Here is a 14,518-nt window from a genome sequence, read left to right on the forward strand (position 1 = left end):
TCCTTTATTATTTCAGCGTCTGCTGGATACGTTGGTTTTTCATCCGATACATATTCTGATCGGCAAGTTCTTGCAGTGATTCCGCGGTGGCGTGCTCCCACGCCAGGGCATAACCGACGCTCAGCGAGAGCGTGGCGCTATGACCGTTGTGCAGGTTGAATGGCGGAAGAAATTGTTCCGTTAGCGCCTGGCACAGGGCCTGCACTTCTGCTTCCGAGCGCACCTCGCGCAGCAGAACGGCAAACTCATCGCCGCCAAGACGCCACGCCAGATGGCGTTTACCGGCAAAAGTCATCAGGCGGCTGGCGACCTCCATCAGCACTTTATCGCCCGCCGCATGCCCCCAGTTGTCGTTAATCAGTTTGAAATTATCGCCATCAAGAAACAGCAATGCCGAGGTTTGATGATCGACTTCATTCTGCATCAGCTCGGCGAGCGCGTTACGAAAGGCGGCGCGGTTAGCCAGGCCGGTCAACGGATCGTGTAACGAACTGCGCAACAGCTGCGCGTTTTTGGCCTGCAGCTGGCGCTGCCAGTCCTCCATTTCCCCCAGCAGGCTGTTAAAGTCCTGGGCGAAAAGATGGAACTCCTCGATACGCTCCTCCGGCACCCGCCGGGAGAAGTGGCGGTTTTCACGTATATCATGCACGACCTCAGTGATGCTCTGCAGGGCGGCGACGATCCCCCGGTGTAGGGAGTGGGTCAGCAGCAGGGCGATGAACGAGGCGAGCAGAATGCTGCCGGTCAGCACCAGAATCGAGATACCGAGAAAGTGGCTAATCAGTTCATCAAGCGCGGTCAATCTCAGCTCGCCGATTTGTTTGCCCTGGTGCCAGATGGGCTGCACCGTGGGCTCCGGAAACAGCCATTTACTGATAAGCCCGCTCACTTGCTCTTTATTGGCCAGCGGTTCATGGCGCCACGCGGCGAAGTGCTGCATCTGGCCGTTTAGCACGATTGCCTGGGAGATCTGCCCTTGCTTGCCCAACGACGCGAGGGTCTCCTCTGCCGCCGCGCTGTCGCCAAACACCAGGGCGGCTTCGAGGCTGCGCCCCATGGTCGCGGCAGTGAGCTCAAGATTTTTCTGCGCGTACTGCTTGAGCGTGAAGATTGAGGCTGTACTTAGCAGCAGCCAGACCAGCGTCATGGAGATCACCACGCTTATCACGCTAATGCGACGGAGCGCGCGTTTGAAAGTCGGGCGCGGAGTCTGTGAAAAGTCCTTATTCATGTGGTTTCTTCCGGGCAAGCATCAGAACGTCCGGGTTAACCCGAACCCCGCTGTGCGTCAGAACGTCCAGATTAACGGAGAAGCGGACCCGGTCGTCATTGATGATCAGGCAAAACGCGCTACCAATTGAACAATCCGTATTTTGTTCTGCGATGAGTAACAGCGGCCTCGGGCCATAGCGGCGAGTGAGTTCTGACTGTTCAGTCGGCGATTCGCTGCCAAAATAAAAACCATCGCAGGTCGTTTTTAACGCTTCTTCACGATTACGTACTATCACCGGTTGATAGGGTAATGCATCCGGATCTTCATGAGCCAGGCTATGGGTGAAGCGTGATGAGGCAAAAATGCACAGCTTTGGCGCTCCTGTTAATGACGGCCAACGGGTGTAGGTCACGATCCCGGAAACAATAGCGCGAACATGTTCTGAAGGTCCGGCAGCAAAAACAGGAGATACCGCGATGAGAAAAAATACAGTCAATAAAAGACGGTGTAATACTGTCATTAACGCTTCCGTCAAAGTCGCCATAGCGCGGGAAAAGCCGCTGCCGATGCCCGGCGAAGAATACCACTGTTAATAAAACCCGTCATTAGATGCGCCCTTTGCTTTGGGACAATTCTCACCAGGATTTTTCGTAGTACCGATACCGTGGGTGCGCAAGTTTGGCTTGTTTTTTCTATGTGTAAATATTGTTATACGCATCGCGCCATTGTGAGTGGCAATTAATTCGTTGGTGTAAATTAAAATTTACGGAATATGGATTGAATTCTTTACTTTGTGTGGTATCGTTACGTCATGCCCTCTGAGGCAACCCTTATCGCAAACGAGCTACACAGGATCGCAATCATGCAAAAAGACGCGCTGAACAACGTACATATTACCGACGAACATGTATTAATGACCCCGGAGCAACTGAAGGCGGAATTCCCGCTGAGCGTCGAGCAGGAAGCGCAGATCGCGCACGCCCGTCAGACCATTTCGGATATCATCGCCGGTCGCGATCCGCGCCTGCTGGTGGTATGTGGTCCTTGCTCCATTCACGATCCGGAAGCCGCGATTGAATATGCTCGTCGGTTTAAAGCCCTTGCCGCAGAGGTCAGCGATAGCCTCTACCTGGTGATGCGCGTCTATTTTGAAAAACCCCGTACCACCGTCGGCTGGAAGGGGCTGATTAACGATCCGCACATGGATGGTTCGTTTGATGTTGAAGGCGGCCTGAAGATTGCGCGTCGTCTGCTGGTCGAGCTCGTCAATATGGGACTGCCGCTGGCGACGGAAGCGCTGGATCCCAACAGCCCGCAGTACCTCGGGGATCTGTTCAGCTGGTCCGCTATCGGCGCGCGTACCACGGAATCACAAACGCACCGCGAAATGGCCTCTGGCCTGTCGATGCCGGTCGGCTTTAAAAACGGTACCGACGGTAGCCTGGCTACGGCCATCAACGCCATGCGCGCCGCGGCGATGCCGCACCGTTTCGTCGGCATCAACCAGGCCGGGCAGGTCTGCCTGCTGCAAACGCAGGGTAATCCGAACGGCCATGTGATCCTCCGCGGCGGCAAGGCGCCGAACTACGGTCCGGAAGATGTGGCGAAATGCGAAAAAGAGATGGCGCAGGCGGGACTGAAGCCGTCGCTGATGGTAGATTGCAGTCATGGGAACTCCAATAAAGATTTCCGCCGCCAGCCGGCCGTGGCTGAATCCGTGGTCGCGCAGATCAAAGATGGCAACCGCTCCATTATCGGCCTGATGATCGAAAGTAATATCCACGAAGGCAATCAGTCCTCTGAACAGCCGCGTGAGGCGATGAAATACGGCGTCTCGGTGACGGATGCCTGCATCAGCTGGGAGACTACCGAGGCGCTGCTGCGTGAACTGGATAAGGATCTCCGCGGCCACCTGGCGGCCCGTTTGGTTTAAGAGGAAAGTATGGTTGCTGAACTGACCGCGTTACGCGATCAAATTGATGAAGTGGATAAAGCGTTGCTTAGCCTGCTGGCTAAGCGTCTGGAGCTGGTGGCCGAAGTCGGCGAGGTGAAGAGCCAGTATGGCCTGCCGATTTACGTCCCGGAGCGCGAGTCGGCGATGCTCGCCTCCCGACGTGAAGAGGCGGCTGCGCTCGGCGTACCACCGGATCTGATCGAGGACGTTCTGCGTCGCGTGATGCGGGAATCCTATTCCAGCGAAAACGACAAAGGCTTCAAAACCCTGCAGCCGAATCTGCGGCCAGTGGTCATCGTCGGCGGCGGTGGGCAGATGGGGCGTCTGTTTGAGAAGATGTTAACGCTGTCCGGCTACCAGGTGCGTATTCTGGAAAAAAACGATTGGGCCCGGGCGGCGGATATCGTCGCCGATGCCGGCATGGTTATCGTCAGCGTACCGATTCACACCACCGTGGAGACGATCGGCAGGCTGCCGCCCCTTCCGGCGGATTGCATTCTGGTTGACCTTGCCTCGGTGAAAGCGGAGCCGCTGCAGGCGATGCTGGCGGCGCATCAGGGCCCGGTTCTTGGCCTGCACCCGATGTTCGGTCCGGACAGCGGCAGCCTGGCGAAGCAGGTGGTGGTCTATTGTGATGGCCGCCAGCCGGAGGCCTATCAGTGGTTCCTCGAACAAATCCAGGTTTGGGGCGCGCGGCTGCACCGCATCAGCGCCGTTGAGCACGATCAGAACATGGCCTTTATTCAGGCGCTGCGCCACTTTGCCACCTTCGCCTATGGCCTGCACCTGGCGGAAGAGAATGTACGTCTTGAGCAACTGCTGGCGCTCTCGTCACCCATTTACCGACTGGAGCTGGCGATGGTAGGCCGTCTGTTTGCCCAGGATCCGCAGCTGTACGCCGATATTATTATGTCATCGGAAAACAACCTGGCGCTGATTAAGCGCTACTACCAGCGTTTCGGCGAAGCGATCGGCCTGCTGGAGCAGGGCGATAAGCAGGCGTTTATCGACAGCTTCCGTAAAGTCGAACACTGGTTTGGCGATTACGCTCAGCGTTTCCAGAGCGAGAGCCGCACGCTGCTGCGTCAGGCGAACGATAATCGGCAGTAAAGCGAAAAAGATGTATACAATAAAGCCAGCGACCGCTGGCTTTTTTTATAGGGATGACAACGATGGCTGAACCACAACCGCTGTTTGACTACACCGGATACCTGCCGGAATGCCCGACCTGGAGCGAGGCAGAGCAGGCCCTCTACTGGGCTGATATCATGGAATGTGAAATTCACCGCTACGATATCCGCAGCGGAGAACACCAGGTGCTGCAGTTTCCAGAGGAGGTCGGCTGTTTTGCCCTGCGCGAGAAGGGCGGGTTTATCGTTGCATTGCGCAGCGGCATCTGGCTGACCGACGCCCACGGCCTGCTGCGGCGGAAAGTCTGCGATAACCCGAGCAACCCGGAGCTGGCGCGGTTTAACGACGGCGGGACCGATCGCGATGGGCGCTTTTATGCCGGTACCTTCTGGGGGCCTGGGGATTACAACGGCGCGCTGCTGATGCGAGTGGATAACGACCTGCAGCCGAAAGTGATCCAGTGTGACATCCATGGCGCCAATGGCCTGGCCTTTAGCGCCGACCGGCGCTGGATGTATACCTCTGATACGCCGAACGCCGTGATCTACCGTACGCCGCTGGATGAGCAGGGTGAGCCTGGCCGACGCGAAGTCTTTCGCCGTTTTCAGCCTGGCGAAGGGATCCCTGACGGGGCGGCGATCGACGTGGAGGGATGTTACTGGAGCGCAATGTTTGACGGCTGGCGGATCGCCCGTTTCTCGCCGCTGGGCGAGGAGCTGGAATCCTACCCGATGCCGGTTCGTTGCCCGACGATGGTCTGCTTCGGCGGGGCGGATATGAAAACGCTCTATATCACCACCACCCGGGAAAACATGGAGGACGATGAGCTGGCGCAGTATCCGCTGTCAGGCGCCATCTTCACCCTGCCGGTAGCGGTGGCAGGGATGAAGAAATTACCGTTCCGCGAATGTTAAACCGGATCCACCGGGACCACGTTTTCGCTAGGGTAGCAGCCGAGGACCTTCATGGAGCGGGTGATATCCGCCAGCTCCTTCAGCGCCTTGCGCATGGGCAGCGAATCCAGGTTGGCCTGAATATCGAGATAAAACATCTCTTCCCAGGGATTGCCGTGGATCGGGCGGGATTCCAGTTTGGTCATGATCAGATTGTGGTTGCGCAGCACCAGCAGGGCTTCCACCAGGGCGCCCGCCTGCTGACCGGTCGCCATTAACAGCGTGGTCTTGGCCGGCACCTGGTCGGAGACGTTCACCGCTTTGCGCGCCAGGACGAGGAAGCGCGTGATGTTCTGCGTCTGGTTGGCCTGGCAGTGCTCCAGCACCTGCAGACCATACAGAGCGCCGCCCGCTTCGCTACCCAGGGCCGCGACGGCCGGGGAGTTCGCCTGCGCCACTTTTTCCATTGCCGCCGAGGTGCTCTCGGTATACTCAATCTTCCAGTGCGGGTAGCGGCTCAGGTATTGGCTGCACTGCTGGAACGGCTGCGGATGGCTGTAAACGGTCTGAATTTTATCGGCATCCGTCGAGGTGCTCACCAGTACGCAATGATCGATAGGGATCGTCAGCTCGCCAACGATCGACAGGCTGGTGTGCTGCAGCAGATCGTAGACGTCGTTGATCCCGCCGGAGCTGGTGTTTTCAATCGGCACCACCGCGTAATCGGCCTGGCCGGTTTCTACCTGATTAAAAATATCGGCGAACTTCGCGCAGCCGCTCTCAATAAACTGCTCAAAGTGGCGAGCGGCGTACTGACGCGCCGCCAGATGCGAGTAAGAGCCCTTGGGACCGAGGAACGCCACGCGGGCCGAATGCGGGTTAATTTTATTCAGATGCTGCTGCAGCAGGGTTTGCTGGGTAAGAACAGAGTCTTCGATAATCAGCTGGAACAGGCGGGTGATATAGTGCGCATCCAGATTATGGCGCTTGCCGATAGTCATCAGGCGCTCCAGCAGATCGCGTTCGCGGTCAATATCACGCACCGGACGATGGGAGGCCAGTTTGGCTTTTCCAACCTCAACAGCCAGTCCGCGGCGCTCCGCCAGCAGAGCAAGCAGCTTCTCGTCCAGGGCGCTTATCTTATCGCGCAGCGCCAGTAATGGGTTTTCCTCGGTCATAGATGTTGCCTTTGTTGTTATCAAATAAAAAAGGCCTCCCGGGTGGGAGGCCTTATTGTTCGTCTTCGCATTCTTTCTTATACGACGAATTGCCTCCCGGTCAGGGGAAGGTAAAAAAGAATGCGAAGAAGAACGGGACAAGTTTCATGGTAAATTCCTTTAGGTAGTGGGGATTACAGTACCTGTACTGTTTTCACTCTGTCAATAAAAAACGCGCCCGAAGGCGCGTGGCATGACACAACTTAAGTTAAGGATTACTCTTCTTCTTCCACAAAGCCTGCCTCTTTCACCGACGTCGCGGCGCGGCGGGCTTCCCCTTTGTGTTGCACTTTATTGAGCTGCCGTTCCAGCTTGTTGATCAATTCGTTAATGGCGGCGTACATATCTTCATGACGCGCACTGGCAACCAGATGGCCGTTTGGCGTGTTGATGGTTGCATCAGCGATAAAACCCTGCGGCTCCTTAGACAGAATGATGTGCGGGTTGATTAAATGAGTTTGCCACTTATCCAGTTTGGCGAGACGGTCTGCGACATGCTGGCGGATTGCCGGAGTAATTTCCATTTGTTTACTGGTAATGTTCATTGTCATAAATTTTACCTCTTGTCTTTCCCGTCTTGGTGAATCCAGCATACCTTTCCCAATGTCAAAATGTGTGATCTAAATCACATTTTATTGTCACTTTTTGTCAACAAATTCATTTTGTGAGACAGGGCAGGAAGAAGTGAGATTTTACTTGTCGAACCCGATAAAGCAGGCCATATTTGATGAGTTAACCCGGCGCTAAACCGCTTCAGCTTGCCGGGAAACGTATAAAAAAACGGCAGCCAGTGGCTGCCGTTTGCGATCGATGAGTCAGGCTCAGGTGTTCTTGCTGTTCGCGGCGATAATCTTCGCGACTTTGTCCGCCTGAGCGTTCATTTGCATCTGACGATAGGCGTTTTCCATCTTCGGCAGGGCATCGCGGGTGGCCTGGGTATCCGGATAATTACGCATCATCCCTTCCACACGGTTAACCACGGCAACCCATGCGCCACGATCGGTGTAGTAATCCACGACCGACAGCTCATATTTGGCCAGACGATCTTTCAGGAACACCATGCGTTTATAGGCGTCAGTGGCGTACTGGCTGTTCGGATAACCACGCACCAGTTTGGAGAAGTCATTGAAGGCATCGCGCGCGTGCTGCGGATCGCGGTCGGAGCGATCAACGCCGAAGAAGCCCTGCAGGGCGCTGTCATCCAGGGCCATGTTGGTCAGGCCGCGCATATAGATGACATAGTCGATGTTCGGATGGGTGGGGTTCAAACGCATGAAGCGATCGATAGCCGCCTGAGCCAGAGGAAGATCGGCGTTTTTATAATACGCATAAATCAGATCCAGCTGTACCTGTTGGGAATAAGGGCCGAATGGATAACGATTATCCAACGCTTCCAGTTGCGTTATCGCCTGTTTCCAGTTACCGTCCTGCAGTTTTTGCTGGGCGGTCGCGTAGATTTCATTCGGCGGATTATCAGGCACCTCTTCCTTAGAGCCGGAGCAACCCACCAAAGCCAGGCTCAGTGTGGCGGCTGCCACCAGGTATTTCATGCGCGTCATGACGTTTTGACTTCCTCAAAATGTTTATGCGGGAGAATCTCTGTTCCTGCTCCCGATTAAGACCAGCTACAATAGCACACTATATTAAACGGCAAAGCCGTAAAACCCAACGTTAAACGAAGAAGCTGTATATGGCACAACGAGTACAACTCACCGCAACGGTGACCGAAAATCAACTCGGTCAACGCTTAGATCAGGCTTTGGCCGAATTGTTCCCTGATTATTCGCGATCGCGGATAAAAGAATGGATCCTCGACCAACGCGTATTAGTCAATGGCACCATTGGCGATAAACCGAAAGAAAAAGTGCTGGGGGGAGAACGCATCGCTATCGATGTGGAAATCGAAGAAGAGGCGCGCTTCCAGCCGCAGGATATTCCGCTCAATATCGTTTACGAAGATGATGACATCATCGTGATCAATAAACCGCGCGATCTGGTTGTACATCCTGGCGCGGGCAACCCTGACGGTACTGTGCTGAATGCGCTGCTGCACTACTATCCGCCTATTGCCGATGTGCCGCGCGCGGGTATTGTTCATCGTCTGGATAAAGACACCACCGGTCTGATGGTGGTGGCGAAAACCATTCCGGCGCAAACCCGGCTGGTGGAGTCGCTGCAGTTGCGCGAGATCACCCGTGAATACGAAGCGGTGGCGATCGGTCATATGACCGCCGGTGGCACAGTGGAAGAGCCGATCAGCCGTCACCCGACCAAGCGTACCCATATGGCGGTGCATCCGATGGGCAAACCGGCGGTGACCCACTACCGCATTATGGAACATTTCCGCATCCATACCCGCCTGCGTCTGCGTCTGGAAACCGGTCGTACACATCAGATCCGCGTGCATATGTCGCATATCACCCATCCGCTGGTGGGTGACCAGGTCTATGGCGGCCGGCCGCGTCCGCCGAAGGGCGCGTCGGAGGAGTTCATCACCGCGCTGCGTAAATTCGACCGCCAGGCGCTGCATGCCACCATGCTGCGCCTGTATCACCCGATCTCCGGCATTGAAATGGAGTGGCACGCGCCCATCCCGCAGGATATGGTCGAGCTCATCGAGGCGATGCGCGCCGATTTTGAAGCCCATAAGGACGATATTGACTGGTTATGACGAAACTGATTGTACCGCAGTGGCCAATGCCCGGCAGCGTGGCGGCCTGTAGTTCTACCCGCATCGGCGGCGTGAGTCTGCCGCCCTATGACTCGCTCAACCTGGGCGCCCATTGCGGCGACAATCTGCAGGATGTCGAAGAAAACCGGCGGCGGATGTTTGCCGCCGGCGGCTTGCCGTCTTACCCGGTTTGGCTGGAGCAGGTCCATGGCACCGAGGTTCTGACGCTGGACGGCGGACCCTATCCGTCGAAACGCGCGGATGCTTCTTATAGTCGTACGCCAGGGACCGTCTGCGCGGTGATGACCGCTGACTGCCTGCCGGTGCTGTTCTGTAACCGCGACGGCACCGAAGTCGCCGCGGCGCACGCGGGATGGCGCGGCTTATGCGAAGGGGTTCTGGAAGCGACGGTTGCTCGTTTCGCCGATAAAGCCGAAAATATTATGGCGTGGCTGGGGCCCGCCATCGGTCCGCAGGCGTTTGAGGTGGGACCGGAAGTCCGGGATGCCTTTATGGCGAAGGACAAGAATGCGCACCGGGCTTTTCGTCCGGCAGGCGAAAAATATTTTGCTGATATCTACCAACTGGCGCGGCAGCGTCTGGCAAACGTCGGCGTTGAGCTGATTTTCGGCGGCGATCGCTGCACGCTAAGCGAAAAGGATGATTTTTTCTCTTACCGGCGCGACAAGACCACCGGTCGTATGGCAAGTTTCATTTGGCTGATATAACCTAGAGAATCAAGACGATCCAGAAGGCAAACTTATTTTTCACATAGTTCGGGTCTTTAACCTTGAATAATTGAGGGATGACCTCATTTAATCTCCAGTAGCAAATTTGACCTGTTTATGGGAGGAGTTATGCGTCTGGATCGTCTTACCAATAAATTCCAGCTTGCTCTTGCCGATGCCCAGTCGCTCGCACTCGGGCACGACAACCAATTCATCGAACCTCTTCATTTAATGAGCGCCTTGCTGAATCAGGAAGGGGGATCGGTACGTCCTTTATTAACCTCGGCGGGCGTGAATGCCGGGAAACTGCGCACTGACATCGAACAGGCCTTGAGCCGTTTACCGCAGGTGGAAGGCACCGGCGGCGATGTGCAACCTTCTCAGGATTTAGTGCGGATCCTCAACCTTTGCGACAAGCTGGCGCAAAAGAAAAAGGACAACTTTATTTCGTCGGAACTGTTCGTTCTGGCGGCGCTTGAATCACGCGGTACGCTGACCGACCTTTTAAAATCCGCCGGAGCAACAACCGCCAACGTGACTCAGGCGATTGAACAAATGCGCGGAGGGGAAAGCGTGAACGATCAGGGTGCCGAAGACCAACGTCAGGCATTGAAGAAATTTACCGTCGATCTCACCGAGCGTGCCGAGCAGGGCAAGCTGGATCCGGTGATCGGCCGTGATGAAGAGATTCGCCGTACCATTCAGGTACTGCAGCGTCGTACCAAAAACAACCCGGTGCTGATCGGTGAACCCGGGGTGGGTAAAACGGCAATCGTCGAAGGCCTGGCGCAGCGTATCGTCAACGGCGAAGTACCAGAAGGGCTGAAAGGCCGTCGGGTATTGGCGCTGGATATGGGGGCGCTGGTGGCCGGGGCGAAATACCGCGGTGAGTTTGAAGAGCGTCTGAAAGGCGTGCTGACCGACCTGTCAAAACAGGAAGGCAACGTCATTCTGTTTATCGACGAACTGCATACCATGGTGGGCGCTGGTAAAGCCGACGGCGCGATGGATGCGGGTAATATGCTGAAGCCGGCGCTGGCGCGTGGTGAACTGCACTGCGTCGGGGCGACGACGCTTGATGAATACCGTCAGTACATCGAAAAAGACGCCGCGCTGGAACGTCGCTTCCAGAAAGTGTTCGTCGCCGAGCCTTCGGTAGAAGATACCATCGCGATTCTGCGCGGTCTGAAAGAACGTTATGAGCTGCACCACCACGTGCAGATCACTGACCCGGCTATCGTGGCGGCGGCGACCTTATCGCATCGCTATATTGCCGACCGTCAGCTGCCGGATAAAGCCATCGACCTCATCGATGAGGCGGCATCCAGCATCCGTATGCAGATTGACTCCAAACCGGAAGAGCTGGACCGCCTCGATCGGCGTATTATCCAGCTGAAACTGGAACAGCAGGCGCTGAAGAAAGAGTCTGATGAGGCGAGCCTGAAGCGTCTTGATATGCTCAACGAGGAGCTGGCGGATAAAGAACGGCAGTACTCGGTGCTGGAAGAAGAGTGGAAAGCGGAAAAAGCGTCGCTCTCCGGCACCCAGACCATCAAAGCTGAGCTGGAGCAGGCGAAAATCGCCATCGAACAGGCGCGCCGCGTCGGCGATCTGGCGCGGATGTCCGAGCTGCAGTACGGCAAAATTCCGGAACTGGAGAAACAGCTGGCGGCGGCCACTCAGTCCGAAGGGAAAACCATGCGTCTGCTGCGTAATAAAGTGACGGATGCTGAAATCGCCGAAGTGCTGGCCCGCTGGACCGGTATCCCGGTCTCCCGCATGATGGAAAGCGAGCGCGACAAACTGCTGCGTATGGAGCAGGAGCTGCATCATCGGGTGATTGGCCAGGATGAGGCGGTTGAAGCGGTATCCAACGCCATTCGCCGCAGCCGCGCCGGGCTGTCCGATCCGAACCGGCCGATTGGTTCGTTCCTGTTCCTCGGTCCAACCGGGGTCGGTAAAACCGAGCTGTGTAAAACGCTGGCTAACTTTATGTTCGACAGCGACGACGCGATGGTGCGTATCGATATGTCCGAGTTTATGGAGAAACACTCCGTCTCGCGTCTGGTCGGTGCGCCTCCGGGATACGTCGGCTATGAAGAGGGAGGTTACCTGACCGAGGCGGTGCGCCGTCGTCCTTATTCCGTCATCCTGCTGGATGAAGTGGAAAAAGCGCACCCGGATGTGTTCAACATTCTGCTGCAGGTACTCGACGACGGGCGTCTCACCGACGGGCAGGGGAGAACGGTCGACTTCCGTAATACGGTAGTCATCATGACCTCGAACCTCGGTTCCGATCTGATTCAGGAACGGTTCGGCGAGCTGGACTACGGACATATGAAGGACCTGGTGCTGGGGGTAGTCAGCCAGAACTTCCGTCCGGAGTTCATCAACCGTATCGACGAAGTGGTGGTCTTCCATCCGCTGGGCGAGAAACATATTGCCTCTATTGCCCAGATCCAGCTGCAGCGTCTGTATAAACGTCTGGAAGAGCGCGGATATGAAGTGCAGATGTCCGATGAGGCGCTGAAGCTGCTGAGCGCCAATGGTTACGATCCGGTATACGGCGCGCGGCCATTGAAACGTGCTATTCAGCAGCAGATTGAGAACCCGTTAGCCCAGCAGATCCTTTCCGGTGAGCTGGTTCCGGGTAAAACCATCGAGCTGGTAGTAAAAGACGACCGCATTGTGGCAGTGCAGTAAATCACAAAACGACAAAAACGGGCCCAGCGGGCTCGTTTTTGTTTAAAAACCAGGCAAGAATTAAAGCTCAATACCTGATTTGGTTGAAAAGTGAGCGGTTGAATTCTTTTTTTGAATTTATCCTTGTCACTTCAGAATTACCCCCTATAATGCGCCTCCACTGACACGGAACAACGGCAAACAAGCCGCCGGGCCAGGAGGATTCAACGACGGAAATCGACGTTGAAAGCCGACAGAGGAAAGCAAAATAAGCGCTTGACTCTGAATGAGGAAAACGTATTATACGGGACCTCGCGACAGAGCGCTAAAGCGCGTCGCAACTGCTCTTTAACAATTTATCAGACAATCTGTGTGGGCACTCAAAGTGACATGGATTCTTAACGTCCTCGGACGAAAAATGAATACCAAGTCTCAAGAGTGAACACGTAATTCATTACGAAGTTTAATTCTTTGAGCATCAAACTTAAATTGAAGAGTTTGATCATGGCTCAGATTGAACGCTGGCGGCAGGCCTAACACATGCAAGTCGAGCGGTAGCACAGAGAGCTTGCTCTCGGGTGACGAGCGGCGGACGGGTGAGTAATGTCTGGGAAACTGCCTGATGGAGGGGGATAACTACTGGAAACGGTAGCTAATACCGCATAACGTCGCAAGACCAAAGTGGGGGACCTTCGGGCCTCATGCCATCAGATGTGCCCAGATGGGATTAGCTAGTAGGTGGGGTAACGGCTCACCTAGGCGACGATCCCTAGCTGGTCTGAGAGGATGACCAGCCACACTGAAACTGAGACACGGTCCAGACTCCTACGGGAGGCAGCAGTGGGGAATATTGCACAATGGGCGCAAGCCTGATGCAGCCATGCCGCGTGTGTGAAGAAGGCCTTCGGGTTGTAAAGCACTTTCAGCGGGGAGGAAGGCGTTAAGGTTAATAACCTTGGCGATTGACGTTACCCGCAGAAGAAGCACCGGCTAACTCCGTGCCAGCAGCCGCGGTAATACGGAGGGTGCAAGCGTTAATCGGAATTACTGGGCGTAAAGCGCACGCAGGCGGTCTGTCAAGTCGGATGTGAAATCCCCGGGCTCAACCTGGGAACTGCATTCGAAACTGGCAGGCTAGAGTCTTGTAGAGGGGGGTAGAATTCCAGGTGTAGCGGTGAAATGCGTAGAGATCTGGAGGAATACCGGTGGCGAAGGCGGCCCCCTGGACAAAGACTGACGCTCAGGTGCGAAAGCGTGGGGAGCAAACAGGATTAGATACCCTGGTAGTCCACGCCGTAAACGATGTCGATTTGGAGGTTGTGCCCTTGAGGCGTGGCTTCCGGAGCTAACGCGTTAAATCGACCGCCTGGGGAGTACGGCCGCAAGGTTAAAACTCAAATGAATTGACGGGGGCCCGCACAAGCGGTGGAGCATGTGGTTTAATTCGATGCAACGCGAAGAACCTTACCTGGTCTTGACATCCACAGAACTTTCCAGAGATGGATTGGTGCCTTCGGGAACTGTGAGACAGGTGCTGCATGGCTGTCGTCAGCTCGTGTTGTGAAATGTTGGGTTAAGTCCCGCAACGAGCGCAACCCTTATCCTTTGTTGCCAGCGGTCCGGCCGGGAACTCAAAGGAGACTGCCAGTGATAAACTGGAGGAAGGTGGGGATGACGTCAAGTCATCATGGCCCTTACGACCAGGGCTACACACGTGCTACAATGGCATATACAAAGAGAAGCGACCTCGCGAGAGCAAGCGGACCTCATAAAGTATGTCGTAGTCCGGATTGGAGTCTGCAACTCGACTCCATGAAGTCGGAATCGCTAGTAATCGTAGATCAGAATGCTACGGTGAATACGTTCCCGGGCCTTGTACACACCGCCCGTCACACCATGGGAGTGGGTTGCAAAAGAAGTAGGTAGCTTAACCTTCGGGAGGGCGCTTACCACTTTGTGATTCATGACTGGGGTGAAGTCGTAACAAGGTAACCGTAGGGGAACCTGCGGTTGGATCACCTCCTTACCT

12 protein-coding genes, 1 rRNA gene and 1 other annotated feature are annotated in these 14,518 nt (G+C 55.6%); of the genes, 7 read left to right on the forward strand and 6 right to left on the reverse strand.

The window, feature by feature from the left end; translation table 11 throughout:
• Positions 1 to 7 precede the first annotated feature (7 nt).
• The gene (dgcN, locus tag KB892_RS04820) at positions 8 to 1,231 is read right to left on the reverse strand and encodes a diguanylate cyclase DgcN/YfiN (protein WP_002914116.1); all 1,224 of its coding nucleotides are present in this window, start codon (positions 1,229 to 1,231) and stop codon (positions 8 to 10) included.
• A complete protein-coding gene (locus KB892_RS04825) occupies positions 1,224 to 1,733 on the reverse strand; it encodes a regulatory sequestration protein YfiR (protein WP_004174804.1) in 510 nt (169 codons plus the stop codon). Before KB892_RS04825 ends, dgcN begins: the two co-directional genes overlap by 8 nt.
• 342 nt (positions 1,734 to 2,075) lie before the next feature.
• Between KB892_RS04825 and aroF the strand changes: the two genes are divergently transcribed.
• From aroF to KB892_RS04840, 3 genes are all read left to right on the forward strand, one after another.
• Positions 2,076 to 3,146, forward strand: coding sequence for a 3-deoxy-7-phosphoheptulonate synthase AroF (gene aroF / locus KB892_RS04830; protein ID WP_002914114.1), 1,071 nt, complete (start codon positions 2,076 to 2,078; stop codon positions 3,144 to 3,146).
• A gap of 9 nt (positions 3,147 to 3,155) precedes the next feature.
• A complete protein-coding gene (tyrA, locus tag KB892_RS04835; protein WP_002914113.1) occupies positions 3,156 to 4,277 on the forward strand; it encodes a bifunctional chorismate mutase/prephenate dehydrogenase in 1,122 nt (373 codons plus the stop codon).
• A gap of 62 nt (positions 4,278 to 4,339) precedes the next feature.
• The gene (locus KB892_RS04840; protein WP_002914112.1) at positions 4,340 to 5,212 is read left to right on the forward strand and encodes an SMP-30/gluconolactonase/LRE family protein; all 873 of its coding nucleotides are present in this window, start codon (positions 4,340 to 4,342) and stop codon (positions 5,210 to 5,212) included.
• Here KB892_RS04840 and pheA read toward each other — a convergent pair.
• From pheA to bamD, 4 genes are all read right to left on the reverse strand, one after another.
• Positions 5,209 to 6,369, reverse strand: a complete 1,161-nt coding sequence (gene pheA, locus KB892_RS04845; protein WP_004150975.1) for a bifunctional chorismate mutase/prephenate dehydratase — start codon at positions 6,367 to 6,369, stop codon at positions 5,209 to 5,211. The two genes, KB892_RS04840 and pheA, sit on opposite strands and share 4 nt — an antisense overlap.
• Before the next feature lie 24 nt (positions 6,370 to 6,393).
• Positions 6,394 to 6,518 (reverse strand) — a sequence feature (Phe leader region).
• Positions 6,470 to 6,517, reverse strand: a complete 48-nt coding sequence (pheL, locus tag KB892_RS04850; protein WP_100250063.1) for a pheA operon leader peptide PheL — start codon at positions 6,515 to 6,517, stop codon at positions 6,470 to 6,472. (Overlaps the previous feature by 48 nt.)
• Before the next feature lie 105 nt (positions 6,519 to 6,623).
• Complete coding sequence (raiA, locus tag KB892_RS04855) at positions 6,624 to 6,959, reverse strand: ribosome-associated translation inhibitor RaiA (protein ID WP_002914111.1); 336 nt, start codon at positions 6,957 to 6,959, stop codon at positions 6,624 to 6,626.
• A gap of 270 nt (positions 6,960 to 7,229) precedes the next feature.
• Positions 7,230 to 7,967 carry an outer membrane protein assembly factor BamD gene (gene bamD, locus KB892_RS04860; RefSeq protein ID WP_004145664.1) on the reverse strand — a complete coding sequence of 246 codons (738 nt, stop codon included), beginning with the start codon at positions 7,965 to 7,967 and terminating at the stop codon, positions 7,230 to 7,232.
• A 131-nt stretch (positions 7,968 to 8,098) separates the two neighbouring features.
• On the opposite strand from bamD, the gene rluD reads away from it, so the two are divergent.
• The 4 genes from rluD to KB892_RS04880 all read left to right on the forward strand — a co-directional run bounded on the left by rluD (position 8,099) and on the right by KB892_RS04880 (position 14,515).
• Positions 8,099 to 9,079 carry a 23S rRNA pseudouridine(1911/1915/1917) synthase RluD gene (gene rluD, locus KB892_RS04865; protein ID WP_002914110.1) on the forward strand — a complete coding sequence of 327 codons (981 nt, stop codon included), beginning with the start codon at positions 8,099 to 8,101 and terminating at the stop codon, positions 9,077 to 9,079.
• Positions 9,076 to 9,807: a purine nucleoside phosphorylase YfiH gene (gene yfiH, locus KB892_RS04870; protein ID WP_002914109.1), complete on the forward strand. Its 732-nt coding sequence runs from the start codon at positions 9,076 to 9,078 to the stop codon at positions 9,805 to 9,807. Before rluD ends, yfiH begins: the two co-directional genes overlap by 4 nt.
• A 129-nt stretch (positions 9,808 to 9,936) precedes the next feature.
• Positions 9,937 to 12,510 carry an ATP-dependent chaperone ClpB gene (gene clpB / locus KB892_RS04875; protein WP_004150973.1) on the forward strand — a complete coding sequence of 858 codons (2,574 nt, stop codon included), beginning with the start codon at positions 9,937 to 9,939 and terminating at the stop codon, positions 12,508 to 12,510.
• A gap of 465 nt (positions 12,511 to 12,975) precedes the next feature.
• A 16S ribosomal RNA gene (locus KB892_RS04880) occupies positions 12,976 to 14,515 on the forward strand.
• Positions 14,516 to 14,518 lie beyond the last annotated feature (3 nt).

The sequence above is a fragment of the Klebsiella sp. P1927 genome, assembly GCF_018204675.1.
GTDB lineage: Bacteria > Pseudomonadota > Gammaproteobacteria > Enterobacterales > Enterobacteriaceae > Klebsiella > Klebsiella pneumoniae.

Bases quoted from the DNA above. Each gene is read 5' to 3' on its own strand.
- bamD (WP_004145664.1), bottom strand. From the start codon at position 7,967: ATGACGCGCATGAAATACCTGGTGGCAGCCGCCACACTGAGCCTGGCT.
- yfiH (WP_002914109.1), top strand. From the start codon at position 9,076: ATGACGAAACTGATTGTACCGCAGTGGCCAATGCCCGGCAGCGTGGCG.
- pheA (WP_004150975.1), bottom strand. From the start codon at position 6,369: ATGACCGAGGAAAACCCATTACTGGCGCTGCGCGATAAGATAAGCGCC.
- tyrA (WP_002914113.1), top strand. From the start codon at position 3,156: ATGGTTGCTGAACTGACCGCGTTACGCGATCAAATTGATGAAGTGGAT.
- KB892_RS04825 (WP_004174804.1), bottom strand. From the start codon at position 1,733: ATGACAGTATTACACCGTCTTTTATTGACTGTATTTTTTCTCATCGCG.
- KB892_RS04840 (WP_002914112.1), top strand. From the start codon at position 4,340: ATGGCTGAACCACAACCGCTGTTTGACTACACCGGATACCTGCCGGAA.
- aroF (WP_002914114.1), top strand. From the start codon at position 2,076: ATGCAAAAAGACGCGCTGAACAACGTACATATTACCGACGAACATGTA.
- rluD (WP_002914110.1), top strand. From the start codon at position 8,099: ATGGCACAACGAGTACAACTCACCGCAACGGTGACCGAAAATCAACTC.
- raiA (WP_002914111.1), bottom strand. From the start codon at position 6,959: ATGACAATGAACATTACCAGTAAACAAATGGAAATTACTCCGGCAATC.
- clpB (WP_004150973.1), top strand. From the start codon at position 9,937: ATGCGTCTGGATCGTCTTACCAATAAATTCCAGCTTGCTCTTGCCGAT.
- dgcN (WP_002914116.1), bottom strand. From the start codon at position 1,231: ATGAATAAGGACTTTTCACAGACTCCGCGCCCGACTTTCAAACGCGCG.